Source organism: Pseudoalteromonas sp. BSi20439 (genome assembly GCF_000241165.1).
GTDB lineage: Bacteria > Pseudomonadota > Gammaproteobacteria > Enterobacterales > Alteromonadaceae > Pseudoalteromonas.
The window spans coordinates 41,317-57,256 of sequence record NZ_BADW01000216.1 but is presented as its reverse complement, the minus strand read 5'-3'; the positions used below and the strand labels follow the sequence as shown (position 1 = coordinate 57,256).

The window sequence follows — 15,940 nt, the reverse complement described above, 5'->3', positions numbered from 1 at the left end:
TAATTAAAGTAGATTACTGAAAACTTTTATTATCAGAAATTCCAAATTTTAGTTAGTGCGTAGTAATACGAACTGACATCAAATTTGCTTGGTGACAATAGCGTTTTGGACCCACCTGACCCCATGCCGAACTCAGTAGTGAAACGAAACAGCGCCGATGATAGTGTAGCATTTGTTATGTGAAAGTAGGACATTACCAGGCTCCAAATACAAGAAAGCCCGACTCGAAAGAGTTGGGCTTTTTTACGTCTGTAGGAAAGTGAAAAACAAAGGTTAAAGGTATTAGGTTAAAGAGAAAGAAAGCCTATTCTCTGCATTGATAATGTACTCTCTAGCGCTGTGGGCACTACGACATTCTACTGCGTTGTCGCTATGTAGTAGCGCACCGACTCCAAATACAAGCAAGCCCGATTCGAAAGAGCCGGGCTTCTTTACGTCTGGAATAAAGTAAAAGAAGGTTCGAGGTGAAAGGTATTGGGTTAAAGGAAGAGAATTGACCAGAATCGAGCCCACGACATTCTACTGCGCTGTCGCTACGAAGTCGTACACCGATTCCAATTAGCCGGTATTTGCTTTTAGGTTTTTTATGATCATTAAAGCGAGCTTAATGGTGTTAGTAACTGAGAAAAATATAATTTTGCTTTGTTAGTGGCTTTGATTTAGGATCAAAACAGTTTAAAACCATGAATGATTTGCCTGTGTATAGATTATTAATTAGCGCCTTATCCATTTTCTTTTGTGTTTCTGTATCAGCAGTTGAAGTAACTGATCTATATCAAGATATTTTGGTTGTAGAAGATAAATCTCGTGATACACGTTTAGATGCTAGCCGCAAAGCGTTGCTGAACGTATTAGTAAAAGTGAGCGGTGATAAAAGCGCGGACGAAAATCAGCTAGCGAAGCAGCGCACCAAAGACATATCTGATTACATGTTAAAATTTGAATACGATGAACGTATCCCCGGAGAGCTTAAATTATTAGTCAAATTTGAGGCTCGAAAGATCAATGCGTTAATTAAAGATCTTAATTTGCCACTATGGGGAGTACAGCGCCCACTAGTTGCTATCTGGTTAGGGATTGAAGATAACAGGCAACGAGAACTAGTAACGCAAGAAAGTTACCCACAGTTAGAGCAACTCATTTATGATAAAGCAAGCCGTCGTGGCTTACCTGTGGTTGTGCCTTTGCTGGATTTACAAGATAGACGCCTTGTTGGAGTCCCTGAGGTTTGGGGGAACTTTTCAGAACCAGTAGAAGAGGCATCTAAACGCTACAGTGCTGAGCGAAGTATTACTGCTAGGATGTATCAAGAATTTAACTCCGATAATTGGGTATTAGATTGGCGCTTCACCAATGATGAAATGTTTGAATCTAACCGAATTATTGGCTATAGACAGCAAATTGTTGCGCAAATGCTTGATGATTTAGCACAAGGTTTAGCTGGCGAATACGCCATCGATCCTAATGCGTATTATGAACAGCGTACTGCTAATTTGACCTTAAAAGGGACTGATACCTTTGTGGATATAGAATTGGCAAAGCGCCGTCTACTCAACCTAAGTGTTGTAACCCAAGCGGTTATCATACGTAAAACTCCCGATTCGGTTGAATTTAAGCTAGATCATACCGGCACTGTTAACGACCTTAAAAAAGCCCTTGGTCTTGATAATGCCTTTAAAGATTATGTTGACCCTCGTGCTTTTTATCACATAGTTGATAAGCAAAGCCTAGAGTATCAATGGGTTGAAAACTAATGCTAACTCAAGAGCCAATGCAAATGGCGCTACCGGTTACTTTACCGGATGATGAAACATTTGCCTCTTATTTTGGTGGAGAAGACTCATTAGAGGTAAGCCATCTAAAAGATAGTTTTGCTAAGCTTACTCATGCTTTTCAGTATACTTATTTGTGTGGCTTAGGAGACTCAGGTAAATCCCATTTGTTATACGCCACCTGTATTCAAGCCCAAGAGCGCGGCTTATCTAATATGCTGCTATCAATGCGAGAAGTTCTACATTTTGGCCCGATGGTTTTAGATGGACTTGAGGCGCTAGATGTATTATGTATTGATGATGTTCACCTAGTGGCAGGTAATGATGCATGGGAAAAAGCGTTATTTAACTTTTTTAATCGCTTTAATGAGCCTAATAAAATGTTGGTAGTAACCGCTGATTTACTGCCAAATATGCTTAATATTAGCTTGCCCGATTTAGAATCGCGTTTGAAGTGGGGTACCACTTTTCAAATTCGTTCTATGAGTGATGATGATAAAGCACAAGCGCTGGTTAAACGTGCGAACATGCGTGGACTTGAACTTAGCGACGAATGTGCGCGGTTTTTATTAACCCGTTTAAGTCGTGATATGCGCGCTTTATTGGATGTATTGGACAAATTAGATCATGCATCTATGGCTGCACAGCGAAAATTAACTATTCCTTTCATAAAATCAACGCTAAAGCTGTAGTAGGTCTAGAATCTAGACCCTGCTTTCAGTTATCATTAGCTAACTAAATTGTAATCACCTTCTTTGAAAGATCAGGTATCGAATGAACTTAGAAAATATATTAGCGCAAGCACTTGAGGCAGTTGCCAGTGCCAGTGAAATCGCGCAACTAGAAGAGATCAGGGTTAACTACCTTGGTAAAAAAGGCGAGATCACCAGCTTACTTAAAACACTGGGTAAAATTGCTCCTGAAGAACGCAAAGAAGCAGGCCAGGTAATCAATCAAGCTAAGCAAGATGTGCAAAGCGCAATTAATGATAAGCGTGAGCTTTTAGCGAGTAAAGCACTTGAAGAAAAACTAGCTGCTGAAACTATCGATGTAACTTTACCAGGGCGCGTTATGCCCTCTGGTGGCCTTCACCCAGTAACACGTACAATTGAGCGTATTGAAAGCTTTTTTGGTGAACTAGGCTTTGAAGTTAAATCAGGCCCTGAAGTTGAAGATGATTTTCATAACTTTGATGCGCTAAATATTCCTGAGCACCATCCTGCTCGCGCCGACCACGATACTTTTTACTTTAATCCTAAGTTGGTGTTGCGTACTCAAACTAGTGGTGTGCAAATTCGTACCATGGAAACAGAGCAGCCGCCGCTTCGTATAATTTCACCAGGGCGTGTATACCGTAATGACTACGACCAAACACATACACCTATGTTCCATCAGGTGGAAGGTTTAATGGTTGATACGGACGTTAGCTTTACTGAGCTCAAAGGTATTTTACATGACTTTTTACGTAACTTTTTTGAAGAAGATATGGAAATTCGTTTCCGTCCTTCATTCTTCCCATTTACAGAGCCTTCAGCTGAAGTAGATGTAATGGGTAAAGACGGTAAATGGTTAGAAGTATTAGGCTGCGGCATGGTTCACCCTAACGTACTTAAGTCTGTTGGTATCGATCCTGAAAAATACACCGGTTTTGCTTTTGGTATGGGTGTAGAGCGCTTAACTATGTTGCGTTACGGCGTAAATGATTTACGTGCGTTTTTTGAAAACGACTTAAAATTCCTAAACCAGTTCCGTTAAGAGTGAAGAAATAAAATGAAATTTAGTGAAAAGTGGTTAAGAGAGTGGGTAAATCCTGCAATTGATACGCAAGCTCTTTCGGAACAGCTTTCAATGGCTGGTTTAGAAGTAGATGGCGTAGAGCCGGCAGCAGCCAAATTTAATGGTGTTGTTGTAGGTGAAGTGATTGAATGCGGCCAGCACCCTGATGCAGATAAACTACGTGTAACAAAAATTAATGTTGGTGGTGATGAACTGCTTGATATTGTTTGTGGTGCACCAAATTGCCGCCAAGGTATTAAAGTTGCTGTTGCCACTGTTGGTGCAGTATTACCAGGTGATTTTAAAATTAAAAAGGCCAAACTTCGTGGTCAACCATCACACGGCATGTTGTGTGCGTTTGATGAGCTAGGCATTAGCGAAGAAGGCGATGGCATTATGGAATTGCCGCTTGACGCGCCTATTGGCACAGATTTACGCGAATACTTAGGGTTAGATGACAACATCATAGATGTAGATTTAACCCCTAACCGTGGTGACTGTTTAGGTATTAAAGGGCTTGCCCGCGAAGTCGGCGTACTGAACAGCATTGATGTTAATACATTAAGTATTCCAGCGGTAGCACCGACAATTGAAGATAAAGTATCAATCGAGTTGGTTAACGATGAGGCTTGTCCTCGTTATTTAGGGCGTGTTATCAAAGGCATTAACCTTAATGCTGAAACTCCTTTATGGATGGTTGAAAAGCTACGCCGTAGTGGTGTGCGTTCAATCGATCCGGTTGTTGATGTGACTAACTTTGTATTATTAGAACTTGGTCACCCAATGCATGCATTTGATTTAAATGCGATTGAGGGTGGAATTAAAGTACGTAGTGCAAACGCAGGTGAAGAATTAGTTTTACTTGATGGTAACACTGCAAAGTTAAATGAATCGACATTAGTGATTGCCGATCATCATAAAGCGCTAGCTATTGCTGGTATTTTTGGTGGTGAGCAATCTGGCGTTACTGACAAAACAGCTGATATTCTGTTAGAAAGCGCATTCTTTAACCCTGTGGCTATTGCTGGTCAAGCACGTAGCTACGGCTTACATACCGATGCATCTCATCGCTATGAGCGTGGCGTAGACTTTGCGCTACAACATGACGCAATGGAGCGCGCTACAGCGTTACTACTTGAAATTGTTGGTGGTGAAGCGGGCCCTGTTGTTGAAGCTGTGGCTGCTGATAAGTTACCTAAAGTAACTGAAGTACGTTTACGTCGGTCACGTTTAGACCGCGTTATTGGTCATCATATTGAAGATGCGAAAGTAACCGATATTCTGACGCGTTTAGGACTTGATGTTAAATTTGACAATGATAGCTGGAGCGCTGATGTGCCAAGCTACCGTTTTGATATTCGTATCGAAGAAGATTTAATTGAAGAAGTTGCACGAGTGTACGGTTATAACAGCATTCCTAATGTTGCACCGACAGCAAAACTTAAAATGACCACGCATGATGAATCAACTGTTGCCCTGAGCCGTTTTCGAAATGCGCTAGTAACACGTGGCTATCAAGAAGCCATTACTTACAGCTTTGTTGACCCTAAAGCGCAAGCTATTTTACACCCTGAGTGTAATGCACTGGTATTACCGCACCCAATTTCAATTGAAATGTCAGCGATGCGTGTAAGTTTAATGCCTGGGCTGCTTTCATCTGTTGCGTATAACCAAAACCGCCAACAACCTCGTATTCGCTTATTTGAACATGGCCTTAAATTTATCAGCGATGAAAGCGCAGAAAATGGCGTTTACCAAGTGCCTGTTATTGGTGGCGTTATTACTGGTTTGGTACATGGTGAGCATTGGGTTGAAGAAAAACGCAATGTCGACTTTTATGACCTAAAAGGGGATGTTGAAGCATTACTTGCAATTACCAACGATGTTAGCCGCTTTGAAATTAAAGCTGAGCAATCGGATGGTCTTCACCCGGGTCAGTCTGCCGTTATTTATGTTGATGGTAAAAAAGTAGGTTTCTTTGGCGCATTACATCCTCAAGCGCAAAAATCGTTAGATATCAACAATGCTACTTTTGTGTTTGAAATTGAAATGTCGGCATTAGAAAAAAGAAATTTACCTCAAGCTGTAGGGGTGTCTAAATTCCCATCAAATCGCCGCGACATCGCTATTTTAGTACAAGACAGCGTTAAAATTGGTGATATTTTAAACGTCATCGGAAAAGTTGGCGGAAATCAATTGGTTGACCTAAACTTATTCGATGTGTATAAGGGCAAAGGTATTGAGCCAAATTATAAGAGTTTGGCGATTGCTCTAACACTGCAGGCGGTTGATAGAACACTCGAAGAGAAAGATATCAATCAGGTAGTTGATAACGTGGTGGCCGCACTGGCCGAACAGTTTAATGCATCGTTGAGGGACTAGATATGGCGCTTACTAAAGCCGACATAGCTGAACACCTATTTGAAAAGCTCGGGATCAATAAAAAAGATGCCAAAGATTTAGTTGAAGCGTTTTTTGAAGAAATCCGCTCAGCGCTTGAAAAAGGCGAGCAGATTAAGCTCTCTGGATTTGGTAACTTTGATCTTCGAGATAAGAAAGAAAGACCGGGACGTAATCCGAAAACGGGAGAAGACATTCCAATTTCAGCACGTCGCGTAGTTACTTTTAGACCGGGACAAAAGTTAAAGACCCGTGTCGAAGTAGGCACAAGCAAAAAATAAACAAAAAGGCAGCGCAAGCTGCCTTTTTTGTATCTGTTGTATTATTTCCGGGGGGAAATAAACTTTCCTTGATCTATTTGCTGCAAAGTCTGCTCGGCTAACCTATCTAAACTCTCTAAATTCTTTCCTTGTGCTATTAACTGCTGCTCAATTAATAATATGTCGATATTTTTTATCCCAGAGAGCTCTGCTATTTTGGCAAAAATGTACGCGTGCTTATATTGATGATGCTTGTAAAAAAGGCTAATTAAAGAGGTGTATATTTCTGGATCAGGTACTTGCTTAGCTTGATTTAACGCCAGTGTGTTGTATAAAAAACCAATCGCTTTGTGCTCATCAACTTTAATATAATAAGACGCCAAGTAAAATTGCATTTCAGCACTCGTTTCAACCTCAGCAGTATTTTCTAGAGCAAGTAACCGGGTGAGTGCTGTTTCATCATTGTTTCTTGACCAATGGTAATAGAGTAGGCCAGGGTGAGTGGTTGCTTGTGTTTGCTGATAAATACGTGCCATTTCTTTATTACTAGTGAGATACGCTCGTCGACGGGCGGTGGTTTTACCTTTTAGCTTTATATGCTGAATATTAGCAGCTAAGCCGATACATTGGTTGTAGTGCTCAAACGCTTTGAGTAATTGATACTTGTGCTCATCGGTTGGTTGTAAGGATTCGCGGTAGCGAGAAAAAATAGTACGCTCTCGCTGTGCCTTACAGTGGCTATCGTGGTTAAGATCATTGCACATGGCGGGTGATTGCGCACAAACATCTTCAACGATAAAAGATTCTTCGCACCCTGCAAACAACAATGCAAAAGTGAGGGTTATGCGCTTAAAAGCCATCCGAGCCTCTCAATCATCAATAAAGTATTATTCTAGCCTAAACTTTAGTCTCTAACAGTGGAGAATAAAATGAGATTAAATTAGAATAGGCCTGCCCGAAGGAATGTGTTGCTCTCAAAATTCGATACATTCTTAGGCTATCCGTTCAAAATTGTTTAATTAGGTAAAAAAAATGACCTCATCTCACGAGTTAGAATACACAAGTAGCTGGCAAGAACGTCAAGATTACGCTGAAAGCATGCAACCAATTATTGGTAAATTGTACCGTAATCGTGGTATTGAAATCGCTGTTTACGGCCGTCCATTAGTAAACTCAAGCACTATAGATATTATTAAGTCTCACAAATCAGTAGCTCAGTTTGAAGGAACTAAACTTCGCCTACGTGAAAGCTTCCCATTCTTAGAAGCTATTAGCAAAATGGAATTAAATTCTGCCCGTATCGATATTGGTAAATTAGCATACAGCTATTTATACACAGATGCTGCGAATGGCCGTTCAGTAGAAGAGTTCGTTAAAGACGAGCTAGCTGAAATTGTTGATTCTGAGCCTAAAGCGCCACGTGACGTAGTACTTTACGGCTTTGGTCGTATCGGTCGCTTATTAGCACGTTTGTTAATTGAAAAATCAGGCCCTTATGCGGATCTAAACCTACGCGCTATTGTTGTGCGTGGTGGTAAAGACGGCGATTTGGAAAAACGTGCAAGCTTATTGCGTCGTGATTCTATCCATGGTCCGTTCAATGGTTCAATTACCATTGATAAAGAGCGCAATGCAATTAAAGCTAACGGTAGCTACATTCAAGTTATCTACGCTAATTCGCCAAGCGAAGTTGATTACAGCGCTTACGGTATCGAAAACGCACTTGTTGTTGATAACACAGGTATTTGGAAAGATGAAGCTGGTCTTGGTCAACACTTAGAATCTAAAGGTGCTGCAAAAGTATTATTAACAGCGCCAGCTAAGGGCAACATTAAAAATATCGTTTACGGTGTAAATAACCAAGATATTTTACCTGAAGATAAAATTGTATGTGCTGCAAGCTGTACAACTAATGCAATAACACCAACATTGAAAGCATTAAACGATCAGTTTGGTATTAAGAATGGTCACGTTGAAACAGTTCACTCATACACTAATGACCAAAACTTAATTGATAACTACCACAAAGCAGAACGTCGTGGTCGTGCTGCGGCACTTAACATGGTTATCACTGAAACAGGTGCAGCAAAAGCGGTATCTAAAGCATTACCAGAGCTTGAAGGTAAACTAACAGGTAACGCAATCCGTGTACCTACACCAAACGTATCGTTAGCTATCTTAAACTTAAATCTTGAAAAGAGCACGACGGTTGAAGAGCTTAATGCGTTTTTACGTGAAACAGCACTTCACTCAGACCTACGTGATCAAATCGATTACACAGCGTCAACTGAAATTGTATCTACCGATTTAGTAGGTAGCCGTTACGCAGGTGTTGTTGATTCTCAAGCAACCATTGTTGATGATAACCGTGTTGTACTTTACGTATGGTACGACAATGAGTTTGGTTATAGCTGTCAGGTAGTTCGCTGTATGCGCGACATGGCAGAAGTCTCATTCCCAAGTTTACCTCGATAAACACATGAGCAATTAAGAAAAGCCAGCACTTGCTGGCTTTTTTAGGTCTGAAGATTTTTAAAGTGAAGCGGTTATGGTACGCTTTATTAAATTAGGTACGTAGTAATAGCCGTTTAAAGTGCATGAACACGTACTTACCTCTTGGCTAAATCCCTTGGTCAAGATACACAGTTAACTAATAGGTTTGTTGTAATGAAAATCAGTAGCAATTTTGACAGTGGTAATATTAAAGTTATTGAAGCCACCGATCCGTTAAATATTCAGTTAGAAATTAATAAAGATTATCAGTCTGAGTTTTATCAGTGGTTTCACTTTCGTCTTGAAACAACGCCTTATCAACTACATCAGTTAAATATTAATAATCTTGATAAGTCTGCATATCCAGACGGTTGGGTAGACTACCAAGCCGTTGCATCATACGACCGTCAAACATGGTTTCGTGTACCGTCTTCGTATGAAAATGGCACACTAACATTTGAGCTTGAGCCTGAGTGCAGCAGCGTTTACTTCGCCTATTTCGCTCCATATAGCTACGACCGTCATTTAGATTTATTATCATGGGCACAAAGCCAAGAAATTTGCCAACTAGAAACACTAGGTCAAACCCTCGATGGGCGTGATATGAGCGTGCTTAAGATTGGCCAGCCAAGTGCAGATAAAAAAGTCATTTGGGTTACCGCTCGCCAACACCCAGGTGAAACTATGGCAGAGTGGTTTGTAGAAGGCTTATTACACAAGCTACTTGATGATGAAGACCCACATGCTGCAGCCTTACTATCAAAAGCGGTATTCTATGTAGTACCAAACATGAATCCAGATGGCAGTGCACGTGGTCACTTACGTACTAATGCTAAAGGGGTTAACTTAAATCGTGAATGGCAAACGCCAAGCATGGAAGACAGCCCTGAAGTTTACTTGGTGCTTAATAAAATGCGCGAAGCAGGCTTAGACATGCACCTAGACATTCACGGGGATGAAGCTATTCCATATAACTTTGTTGCCGGTAGCGAAGGTATACCAAGCTATGATGCACGCTTAAAAGGCTTAGAAGATAGCTTTAAAGCCGCGCTTTTAACGATTACTCCAGAGTTTCAAGATACTCATGGCTACGATAAAGACGAACCAGGTCAAGCTAACTTAACAGTAGGTTCATCAGCGACCGCTGAAGAATTTAAAGCGCTTACTTACACAGTTGAAATGCCATTTAAAGATAATAATGACTTACCAGATCCAGATTACGGCTGGTCAGATCGCCGTTCATATCAATTTGGTCAAGACACGTTAGCAGCCATTGTTAATGTTGTAGACAACTTAAGATAAAACGTTTGTTTCAAAGGGTATCAATAATATTGATACCCTTTTTATTTTAAGCTAAACCGGCCGTACCAGAAAATAAAATTCATTTACCCACCACAGCACCAAAACATTCCAATACACCTTCTCGGCAGATTTAATACCGCATAGTCTATATCAACCTGCACTGCGTAAAACGTCATCGACAAGTCTATAGTGAGTTGTTTTGAAAATTAACTGTTAACAAGGTTGGGTACTTAAGTTAATATAAATTAAACAATAAGAAAGACGGAAAAGATTAACCCCTTATTTCGTAAAGCTTATGACAGGTATTCTGAATAGCAGAGTATGGTAATTAATAATAATAAATATAACTGTGAGGATGTTCATGGAAGCTTTTGTAAGCGCCGTTAATGATGTTGTTTGGAGTAATGCACTCATCTATTTATGCCTAGGCGCAGGCTTATTTTACTCAGTGCTAACTCGATTTGCTCAAGTTAGACATTTTAAAGAAATGTGTAAGCTATTATTTAGCCCTAACACTTCAGAGAAAGGGATCTCGTCTTTTCAAGCCCTTGCTGTCTCATTATCTGGCCGGGTAGGGGTTGGTAATATTGCCGGTGTTGCAGCCGCAATTGGTTTTGGTGGTCCAGGTGCTATTTTTTGGATGTGGGTTGTTGCTTTTTTAGGTGCAAGCACTGCATACGCAGAATCAACATTAGGTCAAATTTATAAATTAGAAGAAGACGGGCAATACCGCGGTGGCCCAGCGTATTATTTTGACCGTTGTTTAGGGCAAAAGTGGCTGGCTGTATTATTTGCTGTGTCGGCAATTATAGCCTGTGGGGTTTTCCTACCAGGGGTACAAGCAAACGCTGTAGGTAATGCATTCACTCAAGTATTTGGTGATGGCACTATGGTGTCTACAAGTTTTGGTGACGTAGGCAGCTTTAAACTGGTTGCGTTGGCTATTATTCTTATTGTTTTAGCGTTTATTATTTTTGGTGGTATAAAACGCATCGCTAACTTTACCCAAATTGTTGTGCCATTTATGGCGCTTGGTTACATCGTTCTCGCCTTAATTGTGGTATTTATAAACTTAGACAAAATACCGGGCATTTTCTCGCTCATCATTGGTGATGCATTTACAGCTCAAGCAGGCTTTGGTGCCGCAATTGGCTGGGGTGTTAAGCGTGGAATATACTCAAATGAGGCCGGTCAAGGTACAGGCCCTCATGCAGCGGCTGCAGCAGAGGTTGATCACCCTGCACAGCAAGGTTTAGTTCAAGCTTTTTCTGTTTATGTTGATACACTCTTTGTATGTACAGCAACGGCATTAATGATTTTAATAACGCAGCAATACAACATTGTTGGCGAATTACCTGCGGGTCAATTCATTGTACAAAACGTTGATGCAGCAACTGAAGTGGGGTCAGCAGCGTTCACCCAAATGGCGTTGTTTAGTGTATTTGGTGGCTTTGGGGAAGCGTTTGTAGGCATCGCCTTATTTTTCTTTGCTTTTACCACCATACTGGCTTACTACTTCATTGCAGAGACGAATATCGCGTACTTAAACCGCTACTTTAAAGGAAGTATTCCGCTTGTAGCCGTAAAACTTGTCATTATGTTTATGGTAGCCTACGGCATGGTTAATAGCTCAGGTTATATTTGGACTATTGGCGACATAGGCGTTGGCTTAATGGCGTGGATAAACATATTGGGTATATTAGCTATTTTCTTTGTCGCTAAACCGGCCTTAACATGTTTGAGTGATTATGAAGACCAGAAGAAGAAAGGTGGAGAAATCACGTTTGATCCCGTTAAATTAGGGATTAAAAACGCCACTTTCTGGGAAAAACGTCTTGAGAAGCAATCTAAAGACGCTGAATAAACAGACCCTAATAACCTAATATGAACTATTGGGTTAAATTCAAAAAAGACAAAGAGCAATAAAACAAGTACAATGAAAAGCGCCGAAAGGCGCTTTTTTTATGCGTAGTATGGAGAGAGATGTATGGCGATTATTCGTTGCCCCAAATGTGCAAAATCAATTTCAGATAAACATCCGCAGTGTCCACATTGCCAAAGTAACGTTGCTGAATTAAATGCCGAGCAAGTTCAACAACTTCAACGTGAGCAGCGAATTAAAAAGCAGCAAATGTTTATGAACCACTCCTTTTTAGCGCTGATCTTATTTTTAGGTGGCTTCTTTTGTTTGTACTTCCTACAACCTCAAGAAAAAACACTTCAGTGGTATGCGTATACCTCAGCCATAGGCATTGGCTGTATTTGGTACCTTATTAACCGTATTATTTTAGTGACTCTGAAAAAGAAAAAATGACATGAATATTGACAACCTAGTACAGAATATTACTCCAGAATTATTTGAGCGTCTGCAATATGGTGCATCAACAGGAAAGTGGCCAGATGGCACACCTTTATCAGATGAACAAAAACAACAAACAGTGCAACTTGTGATGTTGTATCAAGCAAAAGTAGCACAATCAAACGAGCAGTTTACCATTGGTGCAGATGGAGAAATGATCCAAAAAACCAAAGCGCAACTACAAAAAGAATTTAAATCAGATAACGAAATAGCTAGGTTCAGTGAAAATGATCTTTAAACACCTTTTTACACCAAAATGGAAACACCCGAAGCAACAAGTTCGTTTAGATGCGATTGAAAAACTTGATGTAGCACGCGACGTAACAATTTTAAGCACCTTAGCGCTTGAAGACTCATCGGCTGAAATTCGTCGTAAAGCACTGCAAAAAGTAAACGATTTACCGCTTTGGTGGAAAGCTTACAAGCAAGATCAGGCATTAAAAGATGTGGCTGAGCAACAAATTTCGTCTGCTGTATTAAACAGTGAAAGTAGCTTATCGGCACAGATTAAAAATGAGTATATTGAACGCTTTGCACCGGTTAAAACCCTTGAAAAACTAGCATTTGCAGAAAAAGAACTGCAAGTGAGAGTTAAGCTATTAAAACGCCTAGCAAACCCTAAACTGATTGAAAAAGCCTTTAAAGAAGCCAATGAAGAGCTGCAAAAGCAGTTAGTTGATTTAGTGATTACACAGCAGTTAACTAAAGCTTTGTTAAAGCATGCTCAAGGTGAAGCTAAAACGGCCCTTGAAAGCCATCTTGAAAACGAGCGTTTAGCGCTTGAAATGCCAGCGCAAGTTGAAAATGCTACCCGTGTTATTTTAGCCAAGCTTAATGCACTGCGTGATAAACACGACTACGCTATTGTTGACCCACAAGCCGCCGAACTTATGGCACAGTGGCAAGCATTAGAGTTAAAATGGCTAAACGAAGAACATGTAAAAACCCTTGATGCTAAATATATTTCAATTACCGATAAGCTTGATGTTCACATTGCCACATTGAAAGCGCAGCACGAAATAGAGCAGCAACGTTTAGCGCAACAACAGCGCCAAGTCTTAGCATTAGCCACGTTAGAAGCGTTGAGTGAAGAAATTGAAAATGCATTACAGTTAGGATTAGAAACGCCAGAGCAAATTCAGCAAGATTGGCTAAATGCCAAAGTAGCGCAAGCGAAAGATACGCTAGATAAAACGCAACTGATGGCTGATCAGCAATCAAAACAAGTGATTAATAAGCTTGAGCAGCTATTCTCACAAGTTGCTAAGTTACCTGAGCTAACTACGGCTATTAAAGAGTATAAAATCGCCTATAGTACGCTTAGTGAAATAAAACCTGCAGAGCAACTTAGCGATTACGATCAACAGTTAACAGCGTTCAATGACACATTTAAAACTGCACGTAGTCACCTAAATGTACTTAGCACTGATTTACAAGCGTCATTCAAAACTCAGCTTAACAGCCATAAGAAGCAGTTTTTAGCCGCAATGAGCGAACTGACAAAGCCGCTAGAAAAAACCCAGAGCCAAGCTAAGCGAAAAGCGCGCGATGTTAAACGCTTGATTGAAGAAGGTCGTTTTAATGTTGCATTTGGCGTATTTAAGGGCTTCGAAGAGCTATACAATGCCTTAACTGAAAAGTATCAACAGCCACTGGTTAACTTAAAAGCCGACCTAGAAGCGCAATTAGCCGATGCTAAAGACTGGCAAAAGTATGCAGCGGCTCCTAAGCGCGCTGCACTTTTAGAAGAAGTAACACTGTTAGTTGTTGAGCCTTGCAACGATCCACAACAGCGTGCGGATCAAGTTAAAGTACTTCGCAAGCGTTGGAACGAGTTAGGACGCCTTGATACAGAGCAAGAAAAGCAGCAAGGTAATGAGTTTGATGAAAAAATTGAGCTTCTGTTTGCACCGTGTCGCAGTTATTTTGCAGAACAAGAAAGCCAGCGAGAAGCGGCTAAAGTAGAGCGTGAGCAACTAATAGCGCAAATGCATTCGCTGCACTTACAAGCGACAGAGGATGCTGATTTAGATTGGAAACAATTTGAAAGTCACTATAACCGATTACAAAAAGCATGGCGTAGCGTAGGTAAAGTTGATCCTAAAACATACCGAGTATTAAACGAGCGTTACAAGGCAGAGCAACAGCTTGTTGTATCTTCACTTAATGCGTTTCACAAAGGCAATGCTGCACTTAAAAATGAGCTTGTTGAGCAGGCGCAACAGCTATCTCAAAGTGAAAACCTAGCAGAGGCGTGTCAGCAGTTAAAGCAGTTACAGCAACAATGGCAGAGTATAGGTTTTGCAGGCTTAAAAGCTGAGAATGCACTGTGGCAAAAATTCCGTGAGTTTAATGATGCAACATTTACTAAACGCAGCGAAGAGTTTGAACAGCAAAAACGCGAGCAAGGTGAGTCAGATAAGCAGGCTACAGCTGAACTTAATGAGCTAGAGGCGGCTTTAAATAGTGTTGAAGGTAAAGCCCAATTACTGGATCTGCAAACCAAAATTAAAGGGTATATGCCATTTAAATCGTTAACGCCTAAAGTATCCGCTTTGTTGTCAGCTATAGATGAAAAGCTAACCGGATTAGCTGCCAAAAACGAACAAGCTAACTTAAACGCATTATTTGTTGCGCTTGAGAATAATGAACCAGTGCCAAGTCAGTTTACTGGTGCGGTAAAAACGGCATTAAGTACCGAGCAGTTGCTCACGCGTATGGAAATACTGGCTAACGTCAGTTCGCATGATTCAGCGCAGAGAATGGTTGAGCAAGTGGCAATGCTAGATGACAAACACCGTGGTGACCACGCTGATTTAAACTATTATTTAAAGCAATTAATAGCGCTCAGCGAAGGTTCAGTCAAAGCTGACACACTAGCAAGGTTAAAAGTTATTTTTGCTGTAAACTAAGCGCAATGACTTTTATCAACTAAAATAAAAAACCGCTATTAAAGCGGTTTTTATTATGGCTACTTACTGCCAAGACGATTAATGAATAGGGTTTTGCATGAAAATTTTTGTTTTTATTTCACTATTATTTTTAACTGCCTGTAACAGCACTCAGGGTATTTCGGTTTATTCATTTACAAATTCAGAGGTTGAGTCATTACTAAATAAAGAGTTACCTAAATTAAGTGAAAAAGTCAGCCTGATGGGGCTACCAGTCCAATTTGATGTGAATGATTTAAGCGTTAATATTGGCCCCGACAACAGTGATTATGTTTTATTAGGTGCTGATTCGAGCGCCGAGATTAATGCCTTTGCATTAAAGTACCCTGTGCGCTTAAAGCTACAAATACAGGGCACCCCTTTTTATGACAGCGAGAAAAAAGCCGTATTTTTACGTAATGTTAAGTTACTCGATTCAAGTATTGATGCCGGGGGTTTTAAAGGCAATTTAGGGTTATTAGATAATGAGGCGATGGAAGTTATGAATGCCTTTTTAGCGGTTAACCCTGTTTATAAGTTAAATATGAACGACCCTAAAATGGCATTGTTAAGTAATTTACCCTTAGATTTAAAAGTAGTCGAAGGCGCTATTAAGCTAGTGCCTCGGTTATAATTTAGATCCAATAA

The 15,940-nt window shown here is 40.5% G+C and carries 13 protein-coding genes and 1 rRNA gene; 13 read left to right on the top strand and 1 reads right to left on the bottom strand.

All coding sequences use genetic code 11. From position 1 onward, the window contains the following. Positions 1-87 precede the first annotated feature (87 nt). From rrf to ihfA, 6 genes are all read left to right on the top strand, one after another. Positions 88-202, top strand: a 5S ribosomal RNA gene (rrf, locus tag P20439_RS16395). Between the two features lie 496 nt (positions 203-698). Beyond that, positions 699-1,754: a DUF2066 domain-containing protein gene (locus tag P20439_RS16390; RefSeq protein ID WP_036934517.1), complete on the top strand. Its 1,056-nt coding sequence runs from the start codon at positions 699-701 to the stop codon at positions 1,752-1,754. Next, on the top strand, positions 1,754-2,464 hold the full coding sequence (hda, locus tag P20439_RS16385) for a DnaA regulatory inactivator Hda (protein WP_008114063.1): 711 nt from the start codon (positions 1,754-1,756) through the stop codon (positions 2,462-2,464). Before P20439_RS16390 ends, hda begins: the two co-directional genes overlap by 1 nt. An 82-nt stretch (positions 2,465-2,546) precedes the next feature. Next, positions 2,547-3,527 carry a phenylalanine--tRNA ligase subunit alpha gene (pheS, locus tag P20439_RS16380; protein ID WP_008468473.1) on the top strand — a complete coding sequence of 327 codons (981 nt, stop codon included), beginning with the start codon at positions 2,547-2,549 and terminating at the stop codon, positions 3,525-3,527. Positions 3,528-3,542: 15 nt separating this feature from the next. Then, on the top strand, positions 3,543-5,930 hold the full coding sequence (gene pheT, locus P20439_RS16375; RefSeq protein WP_008468471.1) for a phenylalanine--tRNA ligase subunit beta: 2,388 nt from the start codon (positions 3,543-3,545) through the stop codon (positions 5,928-5,930). Positions 5,931-5,932: 2 nt separating this feature from the next. Continuing rightward, positions 5,933-6,229 (top strand): integration host factor subunit alpha, encoded by a 297-nt coding sequence (ihfA, locus tag P20439_RS16370; protein WP_008114070.1) that lies wholly within the window; start codon positions 5,933-5,935, stop codon positions 6,227-6,229. 41 nt (positions 6,230-6,270) lie between these two features. Here the strand turns inward: ihfA and P20439_RS16365 are convergent, their stop codons facing one another. Beyond that, on the bottom strand, positions 6,271-7,068 hold the full coding sequence (locus tag P20439_RS16365; protein WP_008114073.1) for a DUF2989 domain-containing protein: 798 nt from the start codon (positions 7,066-7,068) through the stop codon (positions 6,271-6,273). Positions 7,069-7,240: 172 nt separating this feature from the next. On the opposite strand from P20439_RS16365, the gene P20439_RS16360 reads away from it, so the two are divergent. From P20439_RS16360 to P20439_RS16330, 7 genes are all read left to right on the top strand, one after another. Further along, the gene (locus P20439_RS16360; protein WP_008114075.1) at positions 7,241-8,683 is read left to right on the top strand and encodes a glyceraldehyde-3-phosphate dehydrogenase; all 1,443 of its coding nucleotides are present in this window, start codon (positions 7,241-7,243) and stop codon (positions 8,681-8,683) included. Positions 8,684-8,875: 192 nt separating this feature from the next. Continuing rightward, the gene (locus P20439_RS16355) at positions 8,876-10,003 is read left to right on the top strand and encodes a M14-type cytosolic carboxypeptidase (protein WP_008114077.1); all 1,128 of its coding nucleotides are present in this window, start codon (positions 8,876-8,878) and stop codon (positions 10,001-10,003) included. A 361-nt stretch (positions 10,004-10,364) separates the two neighbouring features. Continuing rightward, a complete protein-coding gene (locus P20439_RS16350) occupies positions 10,365-11,867 on the top strand; it encodes a sodium:alanine symporter family protein (RefSeq protein ID WP_008114078.1) in 1,503 nt (500 codons plus the stop codon). A 123-nt stretch (positions 11,868-11,990) separates the two neighbouring features. Continuing rightward, entirely contained in the window at positions 11,991-12,317 is a 327-nt protein-coding gene (locus P20439_RS16345) for a hypothetical protein (protein WP_008114079.1), read from the top strand. A 1-nt stretch (position 12,318) separates the two neighbouring features. Next, on the top strand, positions 12,319-12,600 hold the full coding sequence (locus tag P20439_RS16340) for a YeaC family protein (protein ID WP_008114080.1): 282 nt from the start codon (positions 12,319-12,321) through the stop codon (positions 12,598-12,600). Then, entirely contained in the window at positions 12,590-15,274 is a 2,685-nt protein-coding gene (locus P20439_RS16335) for a DUF349 domain-containing protein (RefSeq protein WP_008468468.1), read from the top strand. The genes P20439_RS16340 and P20439_RS16335 overlap by 11 nt, the downstream gene beginning before the upstream one ends. 97 nt (positions 15,275-15,371) lie before the next feature. Continuing rightward, the gene (locus P20439_RS16330; RefSeq protein ID WP_008114082.1) at positions 15,372-15,926 is read left to right on the top strand and encodes a DUF1439 domain-containing protein; all 555 of its coding nucleotides are present in this window, start codon (positions 15,372-15,374) and stop codon (positions 15,924-15,926) included. The last annotated feature ends 14 nt before the right edge of the window (positions 15,927-15,940 follow it).

Bases quoted from the DNA above. Each gene is read 5' to 3' on its own strand.
- hda (WP_008114063.1), top strand. From the start codon at position 1,754: ATGCTAACTCAAGAGCCAATGCAAATGGCGCTACCGGTTACTTTACCG.
- pheS (WP_008468473.1), top strand. From the start codon at position 2,547: ATGAACTTAGAAAATATATTAGCGCAAGCACTTGAGGCAGTTGCCAGT.
- pheT (WP_008468471.1), top strand. From the start codon at position 3,543: ATGAAATTTAGTGAAAAGTGGTTAAGAGAGTGGGTAAATCCTGCAATT.
- ihfA (WP_008114070.1), top strand. From the start codon at position 5,933: ATGGCGCTTACTAAAGCCGACATAGCTGAACACCTATTTGAAAAGCTC.
- P20439_RS16365 (WP_008114073.1), bottom strand. From the start codon at position 7,068: ATGGCTTTTAAGCGCATAACCCTCACTTTTGCATTGTTGTTTGCAGGG.
- P20439_RS16360 (WP_008114075.1), top strand. From the start codon at position 7,241: ATGACCTCATCTCACGAGTTAGAATACACAAGTAGCTGGCAAGAACGT.
- P20439_RS16355 (WP_008114077.1), top strand. From the start codon at position 8,876: ATGAAAATCAGTAGCAATTTTGACAGTGGTAATATTAAAGTTATTGAA.
- P20439_RS16350 (WP_008114078.1), top strand. From the start codon at position 10,365: ATGGAAGCTTTTGTAAGCGCCGTTAATGATGTTGTTTGGAGTAATGCA.
- P20439_RS16345 (WP_008114079.1), top strand. From the start codon at position 11,991: ATGGCGATTATTCGTTGCCCCAAATGTGCAAAATCAATTTCAGATAAA.
- P20439_RS16340 (WP_008114080.1), top strand. From the start codon at position 12,319: ATGAATATTGACAACCTAGTACAGAATATTACTCCAGAATTATTTGAG.
- P20439_RS16335 (WP_008468468.1), top strand. From the start codon at position 12,590: ATGATCTTTAAACACCTTTTTACACCAAAATGGAAACACCCGAAGCAA.
- P20439_RS16330 (WP_008114082.1), top strand. From the start codon at position 15,372: ATGAAAATTTTTGTTTTTATTTCACTATTATTTTTAACTGCCTGTAAC.